The organism is Faecalitalea cylindroides (assembly GCF_028321995.1).
GTDB lineage: Bacteria > Bacillota_I > Bacilli_A > Erysipelotrichales > Erysipelotrichaceae > Faecalitalea > Faecalitalea cylindroides.
Map to the genome: position 1 here is coordinate 1 of NZ_JAQLXG010000017.1, position 19511 is coordinate 19511.

Below are 19511 nucleotides of genomic sequence, written 5' to 3' on the forward strand. Positions count from 1 at the left end.
GATTCTATGGCTCACTCCAATGGATTGGCTGGCTCTCTCTATTGGACGAAGTGGCTCTCAACCATTGGAATACTCAAATAGAATAAAAAGCCAAAAAAGATTAAACAAATCAAGATCATAATGCAACAAAAATATGTATTTTTGAATAAGCATATAAAAAGATATGTCACTCCACTTTGCCCATATCCAAGATTATCTAATTCATCATATGCATGAATAATTGTTGTTTGATCAGGCTTATTAAAAAGAGAATATAAAGGGTCTTTGGCAGTCGCAATCGTTATCATCTGATTTAAATAATCATGCGCCAAAAGAAGTAGAAAGAATAAGATCAAAAATAGTATGATAGCTAGAGGAATGAGTAATTTATAGCTTTTTTTCATAAGATCCACCTATATCCTTTATTTCTAGAACTTTCAATATATTTACCATTTAATTTGCTATTTAATTCAGAAACTCGTGTACTTACAGTAGCTAAAGATGTTTCATGATTGGTCTTTGAATAAATAGCTTTTGTCAAATCTTGTCGACTTACATAATTAGGATATTTTGAAAATAAACTTTCCACGATAGCAACTTCGCTAATAGATAACGAAAAAGTTGTTTCCTCAATTGTAAGTGTTTGCTGATTTAAGTTTAATATTGAATCGTTAAGTGAGATTGTTTGATTCCATTTCCCTGCTCTTTTTAAAACAGATTGAATTTTTGCTAGAAGAACCTTTATACGAAATGGTTTTTCAATATAATCATCTGCATCAAATTCATAACTTTTTAAAATACTTGATTCATTTGTATCTGAAGAAATAAAGACAATTGGATCATCGGTAATTTCTCGAATTAATTTACATAAATCTAATCCACATCCATCCGGCAATCGATTGTCTATTAGATAACAGTCATATGCTCTATTTAATTCTTGATAAGCTTGTTCAAATGTAAAACATATCATGACATCAAAAGCATTATGTTCCAGGATATCTTTTAATGTGTAAGCCAATTCTTTATCATCTTCAATAATTAATATTTTCATAATAAATTCCTTCTATAAACATTTTATTATTAAGAAACATATTATGTAAAATGAAATTATTAAGTTGTTAAAAAAAAGATGATTTTAACTTGTGAAAAAAATAATTTGTTCATTGATTTTAAGAGTTACCTGTGATAAAGTCATGTGTGTAAGATAATTTACTTATCTCAATAATGGAGGAAATGAAAATGAGTAAAAAAATTGTTTTAGCTGGTGCTTGTCGTACTGCTATTGGTAAAATGGGCGGTGCTCTAAGCAATACACCTGCAGCTGATCTTGGTGCTATCGTCATCAAAGAAGCTTTAAATCGCGCTGGTGTTAAACCAGAACAAGTTGATGAAGTTTTGATGGGATGCGTTATTCAGGCTGCACAGGGACAGAACGTTGCTCGTCAGGCATCTATCAAAGCTGGTTTACCTATTGAAGTACCTGCTGTTACATTAAACGTTGTTTGTGGTTCAGGTCTTAACTGTGTTAACCAGGCTGCAGCTATGATCAAAGCTGGTATGGCTGATATCGTTGTAGCAGGTGGTATGGAAAACATGTCAATGGCTCCATATGCACTTACAAAAGCACGTTTCGGTTACCGTATGAATGATGCTAAGATCATTGATACAATGACTAATGATGCATTAACTGATGCATTCAATCATTACCATATGATGATCACAGCAGAAAACATCTGTGATAAATATGGTTTGACTCGTGAAGAATTAGACGAATTTGCTGCTAATTCCCAGCAGAAAACTGAAAAAGCTCAGAATGAAGGAAAATTCGATGATGAAATCGTTCCAGTTCCAGTAAAAGTTAAAAAAGAAATCGTTGAATTTAAGAAAGACGAAGGCCCTCGTGCTGGATCAACTGTTGAAATATTATCAAAACTTCGTTGCTGCTCTGGTAAAGAAGGCGGATTGGTTACAGCTGGTAATGCTTCAGGTATTAACGATGGAGCTGCTGCAATCGTAGTAATGAGCGAAGAAAAAGCTAAAGAATTAGGCGTCACACCTATGGCTACTTGGGTAGATGGTGCTCTTGCTGGTGTTGAACCAGAAATTATGGGTATCGGACCAGTTGCTGCTACAAGAAAAGTTATGGAACGTACAGGTTTAACTGTAGATGATATGGATCTAATTGAAGCAAACGAAGCTTTCGCTGCTCAGAGCGTTGCTGTTGCTAAAGACCTTAACTTTGATATGAGCAAAGTTAACGTAAACGGTGGAGCTATCGCATTAGGACACCCTGTTGGTGCTTCTGGATGCCGTATCCTAGTTACCCTACTACATGAAATGCAGAAACGCGATGCTAAGAAAGGTTTAGCTACTCTTTGCATCGGTGGAGGAATGGGTTGCGCTACAATCGTTGAACGCGACTAATTAAATTTCCCAATAAAAGTAAAGAAGAAACTCTAAATTGAGTTTCTTCTTTTTTAATAATTATATTTTTAAAGATATTAATAATCAATTTTTCAATAAAGTGATAAAATCAAATTAGATTTTAAGGACGATATTATGATAAAGAAGAATAAAGAAAAATTTATTTTTACATGTTTCTTGTTATCTTCAATATGTATTTTGTTTGTAGCTCTTATGAACTTTTTAGATGGGAATACAACAATTGGTATAACATTTTTACTTTTAGGGCTATCTTTTCTTCTATTATCAACAACTCATTTAAAGAGTCATTCGTGAAGTAGTTTTTTATAAGCTATTTTATATAAGTATGGAGGAAAGATATCTTGTATAAACAAGTTTTTAAAAAATTAAAAGAAATTGGTCAGCACACATCGGATATAGAATGCATTCTTGTCGTAGGTTCAGTCGCAACGGAAACAAATATTATGGGCTCAGATTTTGATATTATGATTATTTCAAGTAATAAATCATTTTTGGTACATGATAAAAGTTTTATAGAATACTTTGGGATAGTATGTAATTCCAAAATAGAATGTTATGGTACTTGTACATCCATTCGAGTTTGGTATCAAGATGAAAATGAGATTGAATTTGGAATCGTGGATCCTTCATGGATTTCTTTAACTTTAGATTCTGGTACAAAAAAAGTATTAACTGAAGGGTGTATAAGATCATCATTGATAAGAAACATTATTGTCAAAATTTACCACTTTAAAAAATATATCTTTTTTTGTAAAAAATACTTGCGAAAATTGTGTATATATTATATTATATTAAGGCAGTTGGTTCCGTAGCCAAGCGGTAAGGCAATAGACTGCAACTCTGTGATCACCGGTTCAAATCCGGTCGGAACCTCCAAACGTTGGGGTCGTGGCGAAATAGGCAGACGCAACGGACTTAAAATCCGTTGGGAGTTAATCCCGTGTGGGTTCAAGTCCCACCGTCCCCACCATCTAATAAATGAATCCATCATCTATCGATGATGGATTTTTTTGATATCATTCATTTATATATTTAATGTCAATACAAAAAAGCTTTCTATGCAAAAATAATACATAGAAAGCCAGAAATAATCGCTACTAAAAATAATATACCAATTGTTTTAAATATTTCTTTTTTAGAAGCTCCATATTGGATTAACACTAAGATTCCCAATCCAGCATTGGTAATTAATCCAGCCAATAAAGATCCAAAACTCAATGCCTGAGCTATGTATAACTGGCAAAGTATGACCGTTGCAGCACAGTTTGGAATAAAGCCAAAAACAGCTGCAAAAATAGGTTGGAAAACAGAATCAGTCAACAAGAAAGCTTGTAAATTCTCTTCCCCTATCCATTCGATTAATCCTGTAAAAATAAATGTTGTAACAAAAATAAATGCAAATATTTTTAAAGATCTAAGTAAAGCACTAACGATTAAAGGATACTGTGTATAACAACAAGGACAACTGGATCCAACAGCCGTTTCTTCATAATCCTCTTCATCAATATCCTCTTCTTCCATATTTTCAAACTTAATAATATCCGGTTTAAAAATAAAATCTACAATATATCCAACCAATACTGCAATACCAAATTTTAAGATCAACAATATCGGTAATGTAGAATACATTTCCGGATTAGATAATAAGACAGGAATGGCTTCATCGCTAGTGGCAATAAAGACACTAAGCATGGTTCCAAGTGTTATATTCTTTTGAAGATACAACATGGCGGCCAAAATACTAAAACCACATTGTGGCAACAATCCTAACAAGGCCCCAAGAACTGGGCCGAGTTTTTGTAATAGAAAGAAGATACGATCATCATTACTAGAAGGTCTTCTTTCAAATATTTCAATGATTATATATGTAACTAGTAAGATAGGAAACGTTAACCATGTATCTTCAAATGTATGTGATAATAAATGTAAGATAATATCAATCACCTCTCAACCATTATATTTTACTTAAATCTTTAAAAATGAAAAGCAAAAAGCTCAAAAAAAAGAATAGGCATTCGCCTATTCGATTGGTTTTTGATAAAAATTTCCATAGAAGTTTGCGGTATGATACGTATTAACGATAACTTTAGGATCGACTTTTCGAACATTTTCTATCGCATCGTGAACTTCATAACTGCTCACTACAGCCTTGCATGAATATATCTTTCTTTGACTATATCCACCATATCCTTCAAAAACGCTCATACCATGTCGTACAACTGCCATAAACGCATCAATCACAGGATCTGGATCTGAGGTAATAAATTCTATTGTAACTTGATTATACCGCTGATATAAGCTCGAAATCGCCTTTGTAGACAAGAATTGGAATACAATTGAATATCCTGCGTGAACCCATCCAAAGATAGCTCCAAATATGACCAACATACAACAGTTAAACGCAAATACATAATCCCAAATACCTTTATGGATCTTGTTGGAAACAAACTGAGCTATAAAATCAGTGCCTCCAGTGCTACCACCAGTTCGTAAAGCTAAAGATATGGAGAAGCCCCATAAAAGACCACCAAATAACACATTCAAAGTCTGATCATCGATAAAGGGTTCAAAGGTGAATATTTCCAGGAATAATGAAACCAGACCAAATTGAAGGCAGCTCAAGAAAGTAAAACGTTTAGAAACATATTTATAACATAAGATAGCCGCTGGTGCATTTAATAAGATAATTCCTACAGAAACCGGAAAATTAATTCCAACAAGTGCCAAAATCTTATTTATCAATAAAGAAATACCTGTAAAACCTCCCGATAAAAGGTTTGAAGGTTCCATAAATACCTGCATGATATACACCTGAACAAAAGCACTCAAGGTAACCATAAATACGGAAATACAAAAACGGATCTTTTTCTGTTTTTGAAGTTCTTTCAATGTATCTAACATATTAACAACTCCTTGTTGACACCATTCCACTATAGACCTATAAAATTTTGATTTCAATCAAAAAATTAACTTTTTTTACATTTGTATACAAATCATGAAATGTTGTTTTTAAACTGTAGAAAATTTAAAAAAAGAGGAGTTTCAACTCCTCTTTAATAACAGATCTTATTTATAAAGTTCAACAAGTCTCTGTAAGTGTTCGAAACGTTCTTTAGCCGCCTTTTCAGATTCACTGAATAGTTTTTCAGCTCTTTCTGGGAATGGTTTAACTAAACGAGTGTAACGAGCTTCGTTATTTAAGAATTCCTGATAAGAACCGTCACCTTCTTTTGAAGTTAATGTGAATGGGTTCTGTCCAGCTTTCTTCTTATCTGGATTGAATGAGAATAAGTTCCAGTAACCAGCTTTAACAGCTTTCTTCATTTCATCCTGACAGTGGTTCATACCACCCTTAGCGATACCGTGTAATTCACATGGAGCATAACCGATGATCAATGATGGTCCATCGTAAGCTTCAGCCTCAGCAATACACTTAATAGCCTGAGCTGGGTTAGCACCAAGAGCAATCTGAGCTACATATACATATCCGTAAGTCATAGCGATTTCAGCAAGTGATTTTTTCTTCAATTCTTTACCTGCTGCAGCGAACTGGCAAACTTCACCAATGTTAGAAGCTTTAGATGCCTGTCCACCAGTATTTGAGTACATTTCTGTATCGAATACCATTACGTTTACGTTTTCACCAGAAGCAAGTACGTGGTCTAGTCCACCGAAACCGATGTCATAAGCCCAACCATCTCCACCAAAGATCCATACAGATTTTTTAGCAAGATACTGTTTCTTAGTTAATACTTCTTTAGCATCTTCACATCCATTTTCAGCAGCCTTTTCAAGTTCAGAAATCAATGCTTTTGCAGCTGGTGCATTAGCACGAGTATCCTCTTTTGTTTCCATGAACTTATCATAAGCAGCTTTGAATTCTTCAGTTGCGTTTTCGCATTCTGCCATCTGAGACAATTTAGTGATTGCTTGTTCACGCAATACTTTCTGTCCTAAATGCATACCATAACCATGTTCAGCGTTATCTTCGAATAAAGAGTTAGCCCAAGCTGGTCCCTGTAAGCTATCTTTATTTACAGTGTAAGGACATGTAGCAGCTGGTCCACCCCAAATTGATGAACATCCAGTTGCATTAGAGATATACATCTGTTCACCGAATAACTGAGTTACTAAGCGAGCATATGAAGTTTCAGCACAACCTGCACATGAACCAGAGAACTCTAACAATGGCTGGTTGTATTGAGAACCGATAACTGTGTTATCAGCAAAGTTTGTTTTCTTCTTACCTACATTAGCTACTAGGTAATCAAATACTGGCTGCTGATCTGCCTGAGATTCCTGAGGTACCATCTTGATAGCGCCTGTTGGACATACAGTGATACATTCACCACATCCCATACAGTCAAGTGGAGTAACGCTCATAGTATACTTCATACCTGGGGCATGTTTAGAATCTGCAAGTTTGATATTTTCTGGAGCAGCTTCAGCTTCTTTTTCATCAAGGATGAATGGACGAATTGTAGCATGTGAACATACGAATGCACACTGGTTACACTGGATACACTTAGTAGCATCCCATTCAGGAACTGTAACAGCTGTACCACGTTTTTCGTAAGCAGCAGCACCAGTTTCCCATTGTCCATCAGCATTGTTTTTGAATGCAGATACTGGAAGGCTGTCACCATTCATGATGTTAACTGGATTCATGATATCCTGAACCATCTTAACAGTAGCTGGGCGTCCGTTTAATGGAGCAGGTGCAGCATCTGGTTCTGGATTTGACCAAGAAGCTGGGATTTCTACTTTATGAGTTGCATCTACACCAGCATCGATAGCTTTGTAGTTCATTTCTACAACTGCATCACCTTTTTTAGAATACGATTTCTTAGCAGCTTCTTTCATGTATTGAACAGCTTCATCAATAGGCATGATGTTAGCTAATTTAAAGAATGCTGACTGAAGGATCGTGTTAGTACGTTTACCCATACCAATTTCGATTGCTTTATCGATTGCGTTAATAGTATATAGCTGAATGTTGTTATCAGCGATATATTTCTTAGCTTCAGCTGGCATATGTTTGTCTAATTCTTCATCAGACCACTGGCAGTTGATCATGAATACACCACCAGGTTTTACATCTTGAACCATCTTATATCCTTTAACTACATAAGAAGGGTTATGACAAGCTACGAAGTCAGCCTGGTTGATGTAGTAAGGAGATTTGATTGGGTTATCACCAAAACGTAAGTGAGAAATAGTGATACCACCTGTTTTCTTAGAGTCATACTGGAAGTATGCCTGAATATATTTATCTGTATGGTCACCGATGATCTTAGTTGAGTTCTTGTTAGCACCAACAGTACCATCTCCACCAAGTCCCCAGAATTTACATTCTACAGTTCCAGGAGCTGAAGTGATTGGAGCTGGTTTAACTTCTGGCAATGACAAGTAAGTTACGTCATCGACAATACCAATTGTGAAACGAGGTTTTGGTTCATCTTTCAACAATTCAGTGTATACGGCAAATACGCTTGATGGTGGAGTATCTTTAGAACCCAAACCATAACGACCTGCACAAACTTTGATTGTATCCAATCCTGCTTCACGAAGTGTTGTAACAACATCCAAGTATAATGGATCACCTAATGCACCAGGTTCTTTTGTACGGTCAAGAACAGCAATTTTCTTAACTGTTTCTGGAAGAACTGCCAATAGGTGTTTGCTAGACCAAGGGCGATATAAACGAACTTTGATCAAACCAACTTTTTCACCTTTAGCTGTTAAGTAATCGATAACCTCTTCTGCAACGTCATTGATTGAACCCATTGCGATAATTACACGATCAGCATCTGGAGCACCATAGTAGTTGAATAGACCATAGTTAGTTCCTAATTTTTCGTTGATCTTGTTCATGTATTTTTCTACAACAGCTGGTAATGCATCGTAAACAGAGTTACATGCTTCACGGTGTTGGAAGAAAATATCTCCGTTTTCATGAGAACCGCGCATTGTTGGATGTTCTGGGTTCAAAGCATGGTTACGGAATTCTTCAACTGCATCCATTGGACACATTTCTTTTAGATCTTCATAGTCCCATTTTTCGATCTTCTGAATTTCGTGAGATGTACGGAATCCATCGAAGAAGTTGATGAATGGCACTTTACCTTCAAGAGCAGCTAAGTGAGCTACTGGAGATAAATCCATAACTTCCTGTGGGTTTGTTTCACAAAGCATTGCGAAACCTGTCTGACGACATGCATAAACGTCGCTGTGATCACCAAAGATGTTCAATGCATGTGTTGCAACAGTACGTGCAGAAACATCGAAAACACATGGTAATTGCTCAGCGGCAATTTTATACATATTAGGAATCATTAACAATAATCCCTGTGATGCAGTAAATGTAGTTGTCAAAGCACCAGCAGCCAAAGAACCGTGAACGGCACCGGCAGCACCAGCCTCAGACTGTAGTTCACTTACTACAACTTGATTTCCGAAAATGTTCTTCTGTCCAGCAGCTGCCCACTGATCTACAGAGTCAGCCATAGGACTAGATGGTGTAATGGGGTAAATCGCAGCAACTTCAGTATACGCATAGGCAACGTGAGCCGCAGCAGTATTACCATCCATTGATTGTTTTGCTCTAGGCATGATAACTTTGTCCTCCTTATCCTGATTAGTAAAACTATACCTGTATTATTATACGATTTTAGAAAGCGTTTTTAAAGGAAAATTTCATTTTTAACGTTAATTATGTTTAACATAGCTAACTAATAAATAATTTGGTACAGCAAACATATGCTGTACCAAAATTAACTATTCTTTTCCTAATAATTTAAACATGTTCTTTTTATAAACCTCAACACCTGGCTGGTTAAATGGATTTGAGTCATTCATCAAAGTAGTCATTGCGATTGCTTTAAAGAAGAACATGCACATATTACCAAAACTGTATGCACTCATATCCGGCATTGTTAACAAGATATTTGGAACACCACCTGTTTCTTCGTGTGCCATCAATGTTCCCTGAGCCGCCATTTTATTTGCCCAGTCAACGCTCTTTCCTGCAAGATAATTCATACCATCTTCATTGGCTTCATCATTAGGGAAAGTAACATCGATCATTGGTTTATCTACATAAAGATTTGTTTCAAATAACACTTTCTTTCCTTCCTGAACAAATTGTCCTAAAGAATGAAGATCCGTTGAGAAACATACAGAATCAGGTAAAATACCCTTTCCATCTTTACCTTCACTTTCACCGAATAATTGTTTCCACCATTCAGCAACCATTTGCATCTGAGGTTCATAGTTTACAAATAATTCAACATCATATCCTTCATTTTGTAAGATACGACGAGCTACGGCATAACGATATGCTGGGTTTTTATCTAAATCTGGATCACCATATTCTCCCATTCCATCATGAAGACCTTTCATAAGTTCATCAATGTCGATACCTGCTACGGCAATAGGTAATAATCCAACAGGAGTAATAACTGAGAAACGTCCACCAATATCATCTGGAATCACAAAAGTTTCATAACCTTCTTTAGTTGCAAGCGCTTTTAGAGTTCCACGTGCTTTATCCGTTGTGGCAATAATTCGGTTCTTAGCTTCATCACCATATTTTTCTTCCATAAATTGTTTTAAGATACGGAATGCTAAAGCTGTTTCCGTTGTTGTTCCTGATTTAGAAATAACATTAACCGTTACTTCTTTATCTTTGATATAGTCCATTACCTGTGCAATATATGAGCTTGAGAATGTATTTCCCATATAAATGATTTCTGGTTTTTTATCTGCATAAAGACCATTGATCATTTCGATAGCCGCACGCGCTCCAAGATATGAACCACCTATACCACATACAACGAAAACTTCACTGTTTTCACGAATCTTTTTAGCACATTCTTTGATACGGGCAAACTCTTCTCTATCATAGTCATTTGCCCAAGTCATCCAGCCAATGAAATCATTGCCTAGACAAGTTTTAGAAACAAGCTGTTTATCGATTGATACGACTTGTTCCTGATAATCTTTCACATTTTCTTTTAAATGAGCGTGATTTAGATCTAACTGAATCATATTAATCTACCTCCGGTTTTTGATTTCAATGCAATTATACCACGATTTTTAATTTTGTGTGCTATAATACATAATGTTTAAGGAGAGTGAAACATATGATCCCCTCAGCACTTTACCCTCTTGTATCCGCATTGCTTGCCAATGTTGTTGCACAGGTAGGTAAAACGATCGTTTATTATTTCAAGTCAGGAAAGTGGGATCTTCACTGGGTCATTGCCAGTGGTGGTTTTCCAAGCTCCCACAGTTCGACAGTCACTGCACTGTCCATGGCTGTAGGAATTCAGGAAGGATTTGATTCGACATTATTTGCGATCACGGCAATTTTTTCCTTTATAGTAATGTATGATGCCTGTCATGTGCGATACTATTCAGGGAAAAATATTGAATTGGTCAAACAACTGGTTGATGATTTAAAAGAAGCTTCTCTGATTGAATTCGATGAACCGATTTATCAGGAACAACTTAAAAGTGTTCTGGGTCATAAATTTATCGAAGTAGTCGGTGGATTCGTTGTTGGATTGATCATACCACTACTATTGACACCTTTGATTTTTTAATAGATTGGAGTTGAAACTATGGCTGAAGAAACAATGGAAATGCCAGATGGCATGGCAGTCGAAGCATGCCTCGATAAGATTCGTCCTTATATACAACATGACGGCGGTGACATTGAACTTTTAGGTATTGATGAACATGCTTATGTTTATGTTGCTTTTAGAGGAGCCTGTGCTGGATGTATGATGGCAACAGAGGATTTCTCAAGTGGAATCAAGCTTCTATTAATGGATGAAGTCCCTGGCATTCGCGATGTTATCCTTGTTGGATAAATCTTGATGCATAGAATTAGAATGAATAAGAAGAATTCGTAAATTGCGAATTCTTTTTTTATAAAAAAACTGATAGAGAATTTCTCTATCAGATAATTAAACCTCAATAATTTTTTTGATTCCTGCTTCCTTGACGATATTTTTAAATGTTTCTAATTCATCTGGAGCAAAAGGCTTTAGCTTTCCAGGCTCATATTCCATATCTACAAGATCATACTTGCTGGAAGCCAAAGGATTGTAATTCAACAATTCATATTTTACTTCCGGATATAAGTTGGATATAAAACTTGAAATTTGACTTAAGTTTCTCTCAGTCGCATTATAGCCAGGAATAAGAGGTGTACGAATGATTACTTTATCTTTATGCTCACTCGTTAATAAATATTCAATGTTTTGCAGGATCTTTTGATTAGAAACTCCAGTCATCGCTTTATGATCCGTTTCATCAAACACTTTTAAATCGGCAAAGATTAAATCAAGATATGGAACAACCTGCTTAACAAGCTCAAGATTAGCATAAAAACTAGACTCAATTGCAGTATGAATGCCACGTTTCTTACATTCCTTTAAGATATCAACTAGAAAATCTTTTTGAAGAAAAGGCTCTCCTCCGCTAAAGGTTACCCCACCATTTCGTTTAAAGAAAACTCTATCCTCTTCAATTTTGGATATTAATTCTTCTGCAGTATATAAAGTTGAATCATAACGTATAGCTGAAGATGGACAAATATGAACCAAATTATCAAAATCACCTGAATATTCTTTATTAAAATATGGTCGCTCATCATAATGCATTTGATTTGGCATACTTGCCTTTTCACATAGACGACAATGGATGCAGTTTTTCTCAAACCATAAAACTCTAGGCTTTGTTTCTAAACCTTCTGGATTTTGACACCACTTACAACGTAATGGACAACCTTTAAAGAAAATCGTTGTTCGAATGCCGTATCCATCATGAACCGCAAATCGTTTTATATCAAACACATACGCTTTAGATGTGGTCATATGTAGTTCTCTCTATGATCTCGTCCTGCAATTTACCAGCCAGTTCGACAAAATAAGCTGTATAGCCGGCCACACGAATCGTTAAAGAACGATGATTTTCAGGATGCACTTTAGCATCTAAAAGATCTTCTTTTCTTACAACATTAAACTGAATATGACAAACTTTTAAATCGACAAAAGCTCTTAGGAAATCTTCAAATTTATCTAGACCAGATTGTGTGCTAAAGAATTCTGGTAAGAATTTCATATTCAACAATCCACCATTGGTTGTACAGCTGTTACTGATGCGAGAAACAGACTTTAATACCGCGGTAGGACCAGACATGTCTCTACCATAAACAGCTGATAAACCACCATCTGCTAAAGGCGTCATTGCATTTCGTCCATCTGGACTAGCGCCTACATTTTCTCCCATTGGAACATGTGCACTCACTGTATACATACCAGTATGATACTTTCCGCCACGATAATTTGTATAATCTTTCATACGATTTCTAAAATACATGGCCCATTTTGCACCAAGTTCATCAACCCAGGCAACATCGTTTCCGTATTTTTCAACTTTATTCAATAACATCGTTTGCGTTATTTCATGGCCCTTAAAATCCGCCTGTAAAGCACTTAACAATTCATGTTTTGAAATTCTATTTTCATCATAAACAAGTTTCTTTAATGCAGCTAGAGAATCTGCTAAATTCGCAACCTGAATCATTTGAATTCCTGAAAGATTATACTTGGCACCACCACGTGTTACATCCAATCCATTATCGATGCAATCATCAATAACACAGGATAAGAATGCTGTAGGAAGACAATCTTGATGTGCTTTTTCGACTACAACCTCAGCTTTCATCATCTCTTCGATAAAATAATCAATCTGTTTTTTAAAAGCCGCTTCTAAATCTTCAAAAGTTTCATATGTTTCAAGATTTCCCAGATTCAATCCAATCTTCTTATTCGTTAACAAACAAACTCCATTATTTAAAGTAAGCTCTAAAACTTTATTAAAATTGAACATAGCGGCATCGGACCAGCCTAAATTGTTTCCATGAGTCGTTAATTCTACACAACCTACGATTGCATAATTCAACGCATCTTTATAATCAATTCCCAGATCTTCATGCATCGCATGAACGATGGCTTCATCATTAAAAAATTGTGGCATACCGCTTCCCTTGGCAACAACTTTAATGGCCTTCTGCATCAATTCATGAGAAGAGTTTTTATTCAAACGTACAGACAAGTTAGGCTGAGGCAAACCTAAATCATATTGCGCATCTAAACACAATAAAGATAAATCGTTGTAAGTATCATTTCCATCTTGATCAAGACCTCCAATAGCTACGTTAAAACCAATTGGGAATCCCGCAAAATATTTGGCACTATTTTTATTGCGCAAGTATACGATCTGATTAAATTTTAACCAAAGACATTCCATTAACTCTAAAGCTTCTTGACGAGTCATATAGCCAGAAGCAATATCTGAACGATAATATGGGTACAAATATTGATCCATTCTTCCTGGGGAGAAGCTCGATGCATTGGATTCCATATGTAACACAACAAATAAGAACCATAATGATTGTAAAGCTTCATGGAATGTTTCCGGTGCTCTTTGCGTTAAGGCTAAACAAATATCTGCAACATTTTGTAAAGACTCACGATATTGATCATCTACATCATCAAGCATCGCATAAATATGATCATGATATCTTTTCATGAAATCTTTTACACCATCTAAAACAATTAATGTGCATTCATAAAATTCTTCCTGTTCAGGCTTGCAGTATTCTTGTTTCTGATGAATCTTGTCAATTAATCCATTGACGCCTAAACGCAACCACATTTCCGTATCCGGACAAATATGACCCTGGGCATGATCTTTTTGATTGATCTTTACCACTTTAGCAATTTCATCGATCTTTTCTCCATAGTTATGACGAATTACATCTTCCATAGAACGCCCTTTCCAGTATGGATAGATGGTTTCTCTAAATTCTTTGATATCTTCATCACGCACTAAGAACTTATCTTGATCACGTGTAGGTAGGGTTTCAAATTCACGATCAATCCATGAACAACCGCTTTCTGGGAATACAACTCCATAACGTACCCCTTTTGTACGATTTCCTACGATCAGTTCTTCAGGTTCAACACCAATTTCTAATTCTCTTAATGCAGCAGCTAAAGATAAAGCACGCTTTTTAGGTGTACTTAATTCTTCATTTTCCTTATATACACGAGTAATAATTCTTGCCTGCTCAATGGAAGCATAGCGAGGCGCTTCTAACATTCTCTTTTTTAAGATTTCGATTCTTTCATTATTCTTCAATTTAGCCATACAATCATCTCCTACACTCATTATACCTAATTTCTTATTAGTTTCAATTGTTTTTTATTATTTTTTATTGTTTATTAAAAAAACCTGTAGCCTATCAAACTACAGGTCAATATATTTTAAACCATTTGAGGAAGGAAATATTTGATCATGAGTTCCCACCAAGGCCAGTCATGATATACATCATGTCCCCAGAAATCCACCCATGCGTTAATTCCTTTTTCATACATAATAGAAGCTAATTCCCCTAAAGTTGCCTTACAAACATCTTCCCAGCTTCCCTGTCCAACAACAAAGATAATTTGAGAATTATTATACTTTTGAATATATGGATGGTTTGGATCCATCATCGAAAGATACGCACATGGGTTATTTAAATACGTATTTTCATCGTGATATCCACCATAGTATTCTTCCATATTATAAACACCTGAAATCCCTAAAACCTTATCAAAGCGATCTGGAAAGCGGAAAAATAAATTGGCTGCATGTGTTCCGCCCATGCTTGCACCCATTGTCATACATTTTGAGTCAGCTGGAAGACCTGCTTTATATAAAGCACTAGGCACTAATTCATCCATAACATAGTGTACCCATTGCTCCTGCAGTCTCATTCTATGAGCTGTATTCCCAAAGGCAGACCATGTTTCTTTATCTATTGAATCAACTGTACAAAACTGAATACGTCCTTGATCGATCAAATCCTCTACCTGTTCAAACATGTGACGATCTTCCCACTCGAAAAAGCGACCATCCTGACAAGGAAAGACAAAACACATCTTTCCGGCATGTCCATACATTTTAAATTCCATAAATCGATCTAAGTTCTGTGAATATTCTCTAAAATAACGAATTTGCATAAAATATCGACCTTTCCTTATAATATTAATACAGGAATTATAGCACAATTCATTGAGTTTTTTTATGCATTGCCTTATAATTGTTGTGTTTTTTAACAGGAAAGAGAGTGAATAAAATGTCAAACAAAGAAAAAATCTTAAACATTGCAGTCATCGCCCATGTCGATGCTGGAAAAAGTACATTGGTTGACGCATTTTTAAGACAAAGTGATGTTTTTAGAGATAATGAAGAAGTCGTAGACTGTATCATGGATTCCAACGATTTAGAAAGAGAACGTGGAATTACCATTTATTCAAAGAACTGCTCTGTCATTCACGATGGAGTCAAGATCAATATTGTTGACACACCAGGCCATGCCGACTTTTCAAGTGAAGTTGAACGTATCATTCGTACAGTGGATACAGTTATATTATTGGTTGATGCAAGTGAAGGACCAATGCCGCAAACACGTTTTGTTCTTTCAAAAGCTCTGGAAATTGGATTAAAACCGATTCTTCTAATTAATAAGATTGATAAAAAAGATCAAAGAGCGGAAGAAGTTGTGGATGAAGTATATGAGCTTTTCCTTGAACTAAACGCAAATGATGAACAGTTGGATTTCCCAATTCTGTACGGAATTGCCCGTGAAGGTATCGTACAATACGATTTAAATACCCCAAGTGATTCTATTGAACCATTATTTAAGACAATCTTAAAACACTGTGATGTATATCCTGATTTGGATGACGACCCTGTTCAAATGCAAGTATCTGCCCTAGCCTATGATGAATACATTGGACGTTTAGGTATTGGAAGAATCTACAAAGGTGTTTTGAAACCAGGAACACAATATATTCGTTGTAATCAAGACGGTTTGGAAAAAAAGGAAACAATTTCAAAAATTTTTGTATATAAAGGTTTATCTAGAACCGATGTAAAAGAAGCTCATTCTGGAGACATTGTTGTGATTGCAGGAATGCCGGATATCAGCATTGGTGATACGATCTGTGATCCAGAACACATTGAACCTATGGAACAAATCGAAATTGAAGAACCAACTCTATCAATGAATTTCCATGTCAATTCATCTCCTTTTGCCGGACAGAGCGGAAAATTCGTTACGAGTCGAAATTTAAAAGAAAGACTTGAAAAAGAATTGGAAGTAAATGTAGGATTACGTGTAGAACCAACAGACAGCGCCGACTGCTTCAAAGTCAGTGGGCGTGGTGAATTACACATTTCTATTTTAATTGAAAATATGCGTCGTGAAGGATATGAATTAGCTGTCAGCAAACCAGAAGTTATCTTGCACCGTGATGAAAACGGAACAAAAGTTGAACCAATTGAAGAAGTTGTATGTCTTGCCCCAAGCGAATATCAAGGTACTATCATCAATAAACTGAATTTGCGAAAAGGTGTCATGCAGGATATGGAGGAAGAAAATGGTTATGTTAAGATTACATATCTTGCACCAACCCGTGGATTATTGGGCTTTAGAAGTGAATTTATTAACGATACACACGGTGAAGGAACTCTAGTTCGTCGTATTTCAGGCTATGAACCATATAAAGGTGAAATCACGCAACGTATGCAAGGTGCAATGATTTCTACAGAAACAGGTCAAGCTATGACATATGCTTTATGGAATCTACAAGAACGTGGACAGTTATTTATTTCTCCACAAACAGAAGTTTATGAAGGAATGATCATTGGAGAAAGTGCTAAGAATATTGATATGGACGTCAATCCACTTAAGAATAAAAAACTAACAGCAATTCGTTCCAGTGGACGTGATGAAGCTATGTTATTAACACCACCACGTATCTTCTCCCTAGAGGAAGCATTAGAGTGGATCAATGATGATGAACTTGTAGAAGTAACTCCTGATGCAATTCGTATTCGTAAAAAAGGATTAACGGCACAAGATCGTAGAAATCTATATCGTGAAAAAATGGCACAAAATAAAGACTAGTAATAAGGAACTCAACAGTTGTATCACAACTGATGAGTTTTTTTATGCAGTACTCGTTAGAATATAAAATTAAATAATCATTTTATTTCAAAGGAAATTGTATAGAAAATACACCGATGAAGAGTCTCAATGTGATTATGGATGTATTAATAATTCAAAAGATATATTATTAGTTTCGATCAATAATCGATATAAAAACATTTAATCTTCAATTTATTGATATAACTCATATTAGGTAATCGCAAGCATAAAAAGATCCTTCTTCCACATCTAGAGTAAAAAAATAACAAACTATTTTTGCAGCCTCTTTACGATTAAAAAGGGATTTACTAACTGTCTACTTCCGTATATTCTCTTTACGTTGCTCTTGATAAAATCAAAATCATCTAAAAAACACAATTTTTCTGTTAAGCACAGAATTGATCTAAAATTTTTAGAAGAGTTAGATTCATATTTAATTGCATAAAGGTAGAGTCCAATATGATATCCTTTATGTAGATGATATAATATATCAACAATTTAAAGGTTAAACGTATAAAAAAGAGATTGAGTCTTTTGATGTATAGGCAACAATCCCTTAAATAATAAAAATGAATCGATTTATTTATGTTAGTACAACTGCACCGATGCAATACAATATAATAATAGTCTTTTTTAATTTGTCGTTTGATGATGCACTACATACGATTTTTTTGTTAAAGGGTAGAACTTATACCCTCTGTCTTTGTAAAATTTAATAATATCAGGTAAAGCCTCAACAGTAGAATTTTTCGTTGCTGAATCATGAAACAAAAGATTAATTTGATCAAACTTATCAGTACAACTTGACTGAATGATCTGCTCTTTTGAAATGTCAATTCCTGCAGCATCACTTGAACTAACATTCCAATCAAAATACTGATAGCCCCTTTCATTTACCATTTTTACTAACTCGCTCATGATACCTGGCGAATACTTTGCACTAATGCTATTTGAAGATCCTCCTGGAAAGCGAATAATATCCGATTTTTGTCCAGTAATAGATTCAACCATGGAATTAATTTGATCCAAATCATTAAAATACGCATTTGTCGATGAATATATGTTTTTATAATCATGTGAATACGTATGTAAACCAATCGAATGTCCTTGTTCAAAGGCTTCTTTTATGAAATCATTATATGATGGAGCATGTCCAGTTACAAAGAAAGTAGCTTTTACATCATATTCTTTTAGGATGTCCAATACTTTAATTGTATTTTCGCTAGGGCCATCATCAAATGTCAAATAGACAATTTTTTTGTTATATTCTGGATTCTCTTTTACTTCAACCTTAACATCTTGGTCAACTATATTATTTGATCGATCTGTAGCTTTTACATGAATAGAGTAAATTCCAGGCGAAAAGGTATCAACTTGCCTTGTGTCGAGTTCAAGTTGTGGATTAGGATCTAAGTCATCCTTTACTCTAATTTTAGATGCAAAATCTTCCATCGAACCTTGTAAAACTTGAATGGCTTTTTTATTTTTGATTTCTGGCGGAGTTTTATCTTCTAAACGTTCCAAGATTACTTTTTTTGTTGTACTATTTCCATAAATATCTTTAGCTAGTATATTTAATTTTTGTTTTCCCTTCTTCTTTAATTCTGGAACATTTTCAAAAGATAAAGTAACTTTAGACGAATCCTTGATGTTTTTTACAAACAATTCCGGAGTGATATGTTCTTGCAAATCCGTTTTAATGCTTTTAACTTCTAAGATTGGTGCTTTTGAATCTGTCACTTTAACTTTAATCGTTTTCTTTCTATCTTTATATTGATAAGTTAAAGAATATACGCCGGGAGTATTCGTATCAACCTTACCTTTGATTTTTAAATCTTTGATATCTCCATAAACAATATTCAATACATTTTCATACGGATCAAATTGAGTACCAATTTCTATTATGGGATCTTGTTGATCCAAAAGAATAGGATTCCAGTAATAAAAAATACCAAATAAAATGTAAATAAGAGCAGCAACGGATAAATAGAGTAACTTTTTCATAAATCTTCCTTAGAAAAAGTATATAATC

The 19511-nt window shown here is 35.1% G+C and carries 15 protein-coding genes and 2 tRNA genes; 7 read left to right on the plus strand and 10 right to left on the minus strand.

Translation table 11 applies throughout. From position 1 onward, the window contains the following. Positions 1–38 precede the first annotated feature (38 nt). Both PND65_RS08645 and PND65_RS08650 read right to left on the minus strand, forming a co-directional pair. Positions 39–383, minus strand: a complete 345-nt coding sequence (locus PND65_RS08645) for a hypothetical protein (RefSeq protein WP_271991591.1) — start codon at positions 381–383, stop codon at positions 39–41. Further along, positions 380–1030 carry a response regulator transcription factor gene (locus tag PND65_RS08650; protein ID WP_271991589.1) on the minus strand — a complete coding sequence of 217 codons (651 nt, stop codon included), beginning with the start codon at positions 1028–1030 and terminating at the stop codon, positions 380–382. Before PND65_RS08650 ends, PND65_RS08645 begins: the two co-directional genes overlap by 4 nt. A gap of 188 nt (positions 1031–1218) precedes the next feature. Here PND65_RS08650 and PND65_RS08655 point away from each other — a divergent pair, with 188 nt between their 5' ends. The 4 genes from PND65_RS08655 to PND65_RS08670 all read left to right on the plus strand — a co-directional run bounded on the left by PND65_RS08655 (position 1219) and on the right by PND65_RS08670 (position 3394). Then, the gene (locus PND65_RS08655) at positions 1219–2403 is read left to right on the plus strand and encodes an acetyl-CoA C-acetyltransferase (RefSeq protein WP_087319236.1); all 1185 of its coding nucleotides are present in this window, start codon (positions 1219–1221) and stop codon (positions 2401–2403) included. Between the two features lie 362 nt (positions 2404–2765). Further along, positions 2766–3236 carry a nucleotidyltransferase domain-containing protein gene (locus PND65_RS08660; RefSeq protein ID WP_271991587.1) on the plus strand — a complete coding sequence of 157 codons (471 nt, stop codon included), beginning with the start codon at positions 2766–2768 and terminating at the stop codon, positions 3234–3236. Next, positions 3227–3300: transfer RNA gene (locus PND65_RS08665), tRNA-Cys, on the plus strand. The genes PND65_RS08660 and PND65_RS08665 overlap by 10 nt, the downstream gene beginning before the upstream one ends. 6 nt (positions 3301–3306) lie before the next feature. Beyond that, a tRNA-Leu gene (locus tag PND65_RS08670) sits at positions 3307–3394 on the plus strand. An 86-nt stretch (positions 3395–3480) separates the two neighbouring features. On the opposite strand, the gene PND65_RS08675 is transcribed toward PND65_RS08670, so the two are convergent. The 4 genes from PND65_RS08675 to PND65_RS08690 form a co-directional block, all read right to left on the minus strand. Next, positions 3481–4368, minus strand: a complete 888-nt coding sequence (locus PND65_RS08675; protein WP_049940508.1) for a putative manganese transporter — start codon at positions 4366–4368, stop codon at positions 3481–3483. A gap of 75 nt (positions 4369–4443) precedes the next feature. After that, positions 4444–5325, minus strand: a complete 882-nt coding sequence (locus PND65_RS08680) for a YitT family protein (RefSeq protein ID WP_022355915.1) — start codon at positions 5323–5325, stop codon at positions 4444–4446. Between the two features lie 165 nt (positions 5326–5490). Continuing rightward, positions 5491–9036 (minus strand): pyruvate:ferredoxin (flavodoxin) oxidoreductase, encoded by a 3546-nt coding sequence (nifJ, locus tag PND65_RS08685; protein ID WP_271991583.1) that lies wholly within the window; start codon positions 9034–9036, stop codon positions 5491–5493. 165 nt (positions 9037–9201) lie between these two features. Then, positions 9202–10473 (minus strand): glucose-6-phosphate isomerase, encoded by a 1272-nt coding sequence (locus PND65_RS08690; RefSeq protein ID WP_087319210.1) that lies wholly within the window; start codon positions 10471–10473, stop codon positions 9202–9204. Between the two features lie 95 nt (positions 10474–10568). Between PND65_RS08690 and PND65_RS08695 the strand changes: the two genes are divergently transcribed. Together PND65_RS08695 and PND65_RS08700 are read left to right on the plus strand one after the other, a co-directional pair. Beyond that, a complete protein-coding gene (locus PND65_RS08695) occupies positions 10569–11030 on the plus strand; it encodes a divergent PAP2 family protein (protein WP_015535208.1) in 462 nt (153 codons plus the stop codon). A gap of 18 nt (positions 11031–11048) precedes the next feature. Then, a complete protein-coding gene (locus PND65_RS08700; protein WP_015535209.1) occupies positions 11049–11300 on the plus strand; it encodes a NifU family protein in 252 nt (83 codons plus the stop codon). Positions 11301–11396: 96 nt separating this feature from the next. Here PND65_RS08700 and PND65_RS08705 read toward each other — a convergent pair whose 3' ends face one another. From PND65_RS08705 to PND65_RS08715, 3 genes are all read right to left on the minus strand, one after another. Continuing rightward, entirely contained in the window at positions 11397–12308 is a 912-nt protein-coding gene (locus PND65_RS08705) for a glycyl-radical enzyme activating protein (RefSeq protein ID WP_271991581.1), read from the minus strand. Next, the gene (locus PND65_RS08710; RefSeq protein ID WP_271991579.1) at positions 12295–14649 is read right to left on the minus strand and encodes a glycyl radical protein; all 2355 of its coding nucleotides are present in this window, start codon (positions 14647–14649) and stop codon (positions 12295–12297) included. The genes PND65_RS08705 and PND65_RS08710 overlap by 14 nt, the downstream gene beginning before the upstream one ends. A 116-nt stretch (positions 14650–14765) precedes the next feature. Beyond that, positions 14766–15506, minus strand: coding sequence for an esterase family protein (locus PND65_RS08715; RefSeq protein WP_022355919.1), 741 nt, complete (start codon positions 15504–15506; stop codon positions 14766–14768). Between the two features lie 116 nt (positions 15507–15622). Between PND65_RS08715 and typA the strand changes: the two genes are divergently transcribed. Then, a complete protein-coding gene (gene typA, locus PND65_RS08720; protein ID WP_022355920.1) occupies positions 15623–17458 on the plus strand; it encodes a translational GTPase TypA in 1836 nt (611 codons plus the stop codon). 654 nt (positions 17459–18112) lie between these two features. On the opposite strand, the gene PND65_RS08725 is transcribed toward typA, so the two are convergent. After that, a complete protein-coding gene (locus PND65_RS08725) occupies positions 18113–19483 on the minus strand; it encodes a polysaccharide deacetylase family protein (protein WP_271991577.1) in 1371 nt (456 codons plus the stop codon). Positions 19484–19511: the final 28 nt, after the last annotated feature.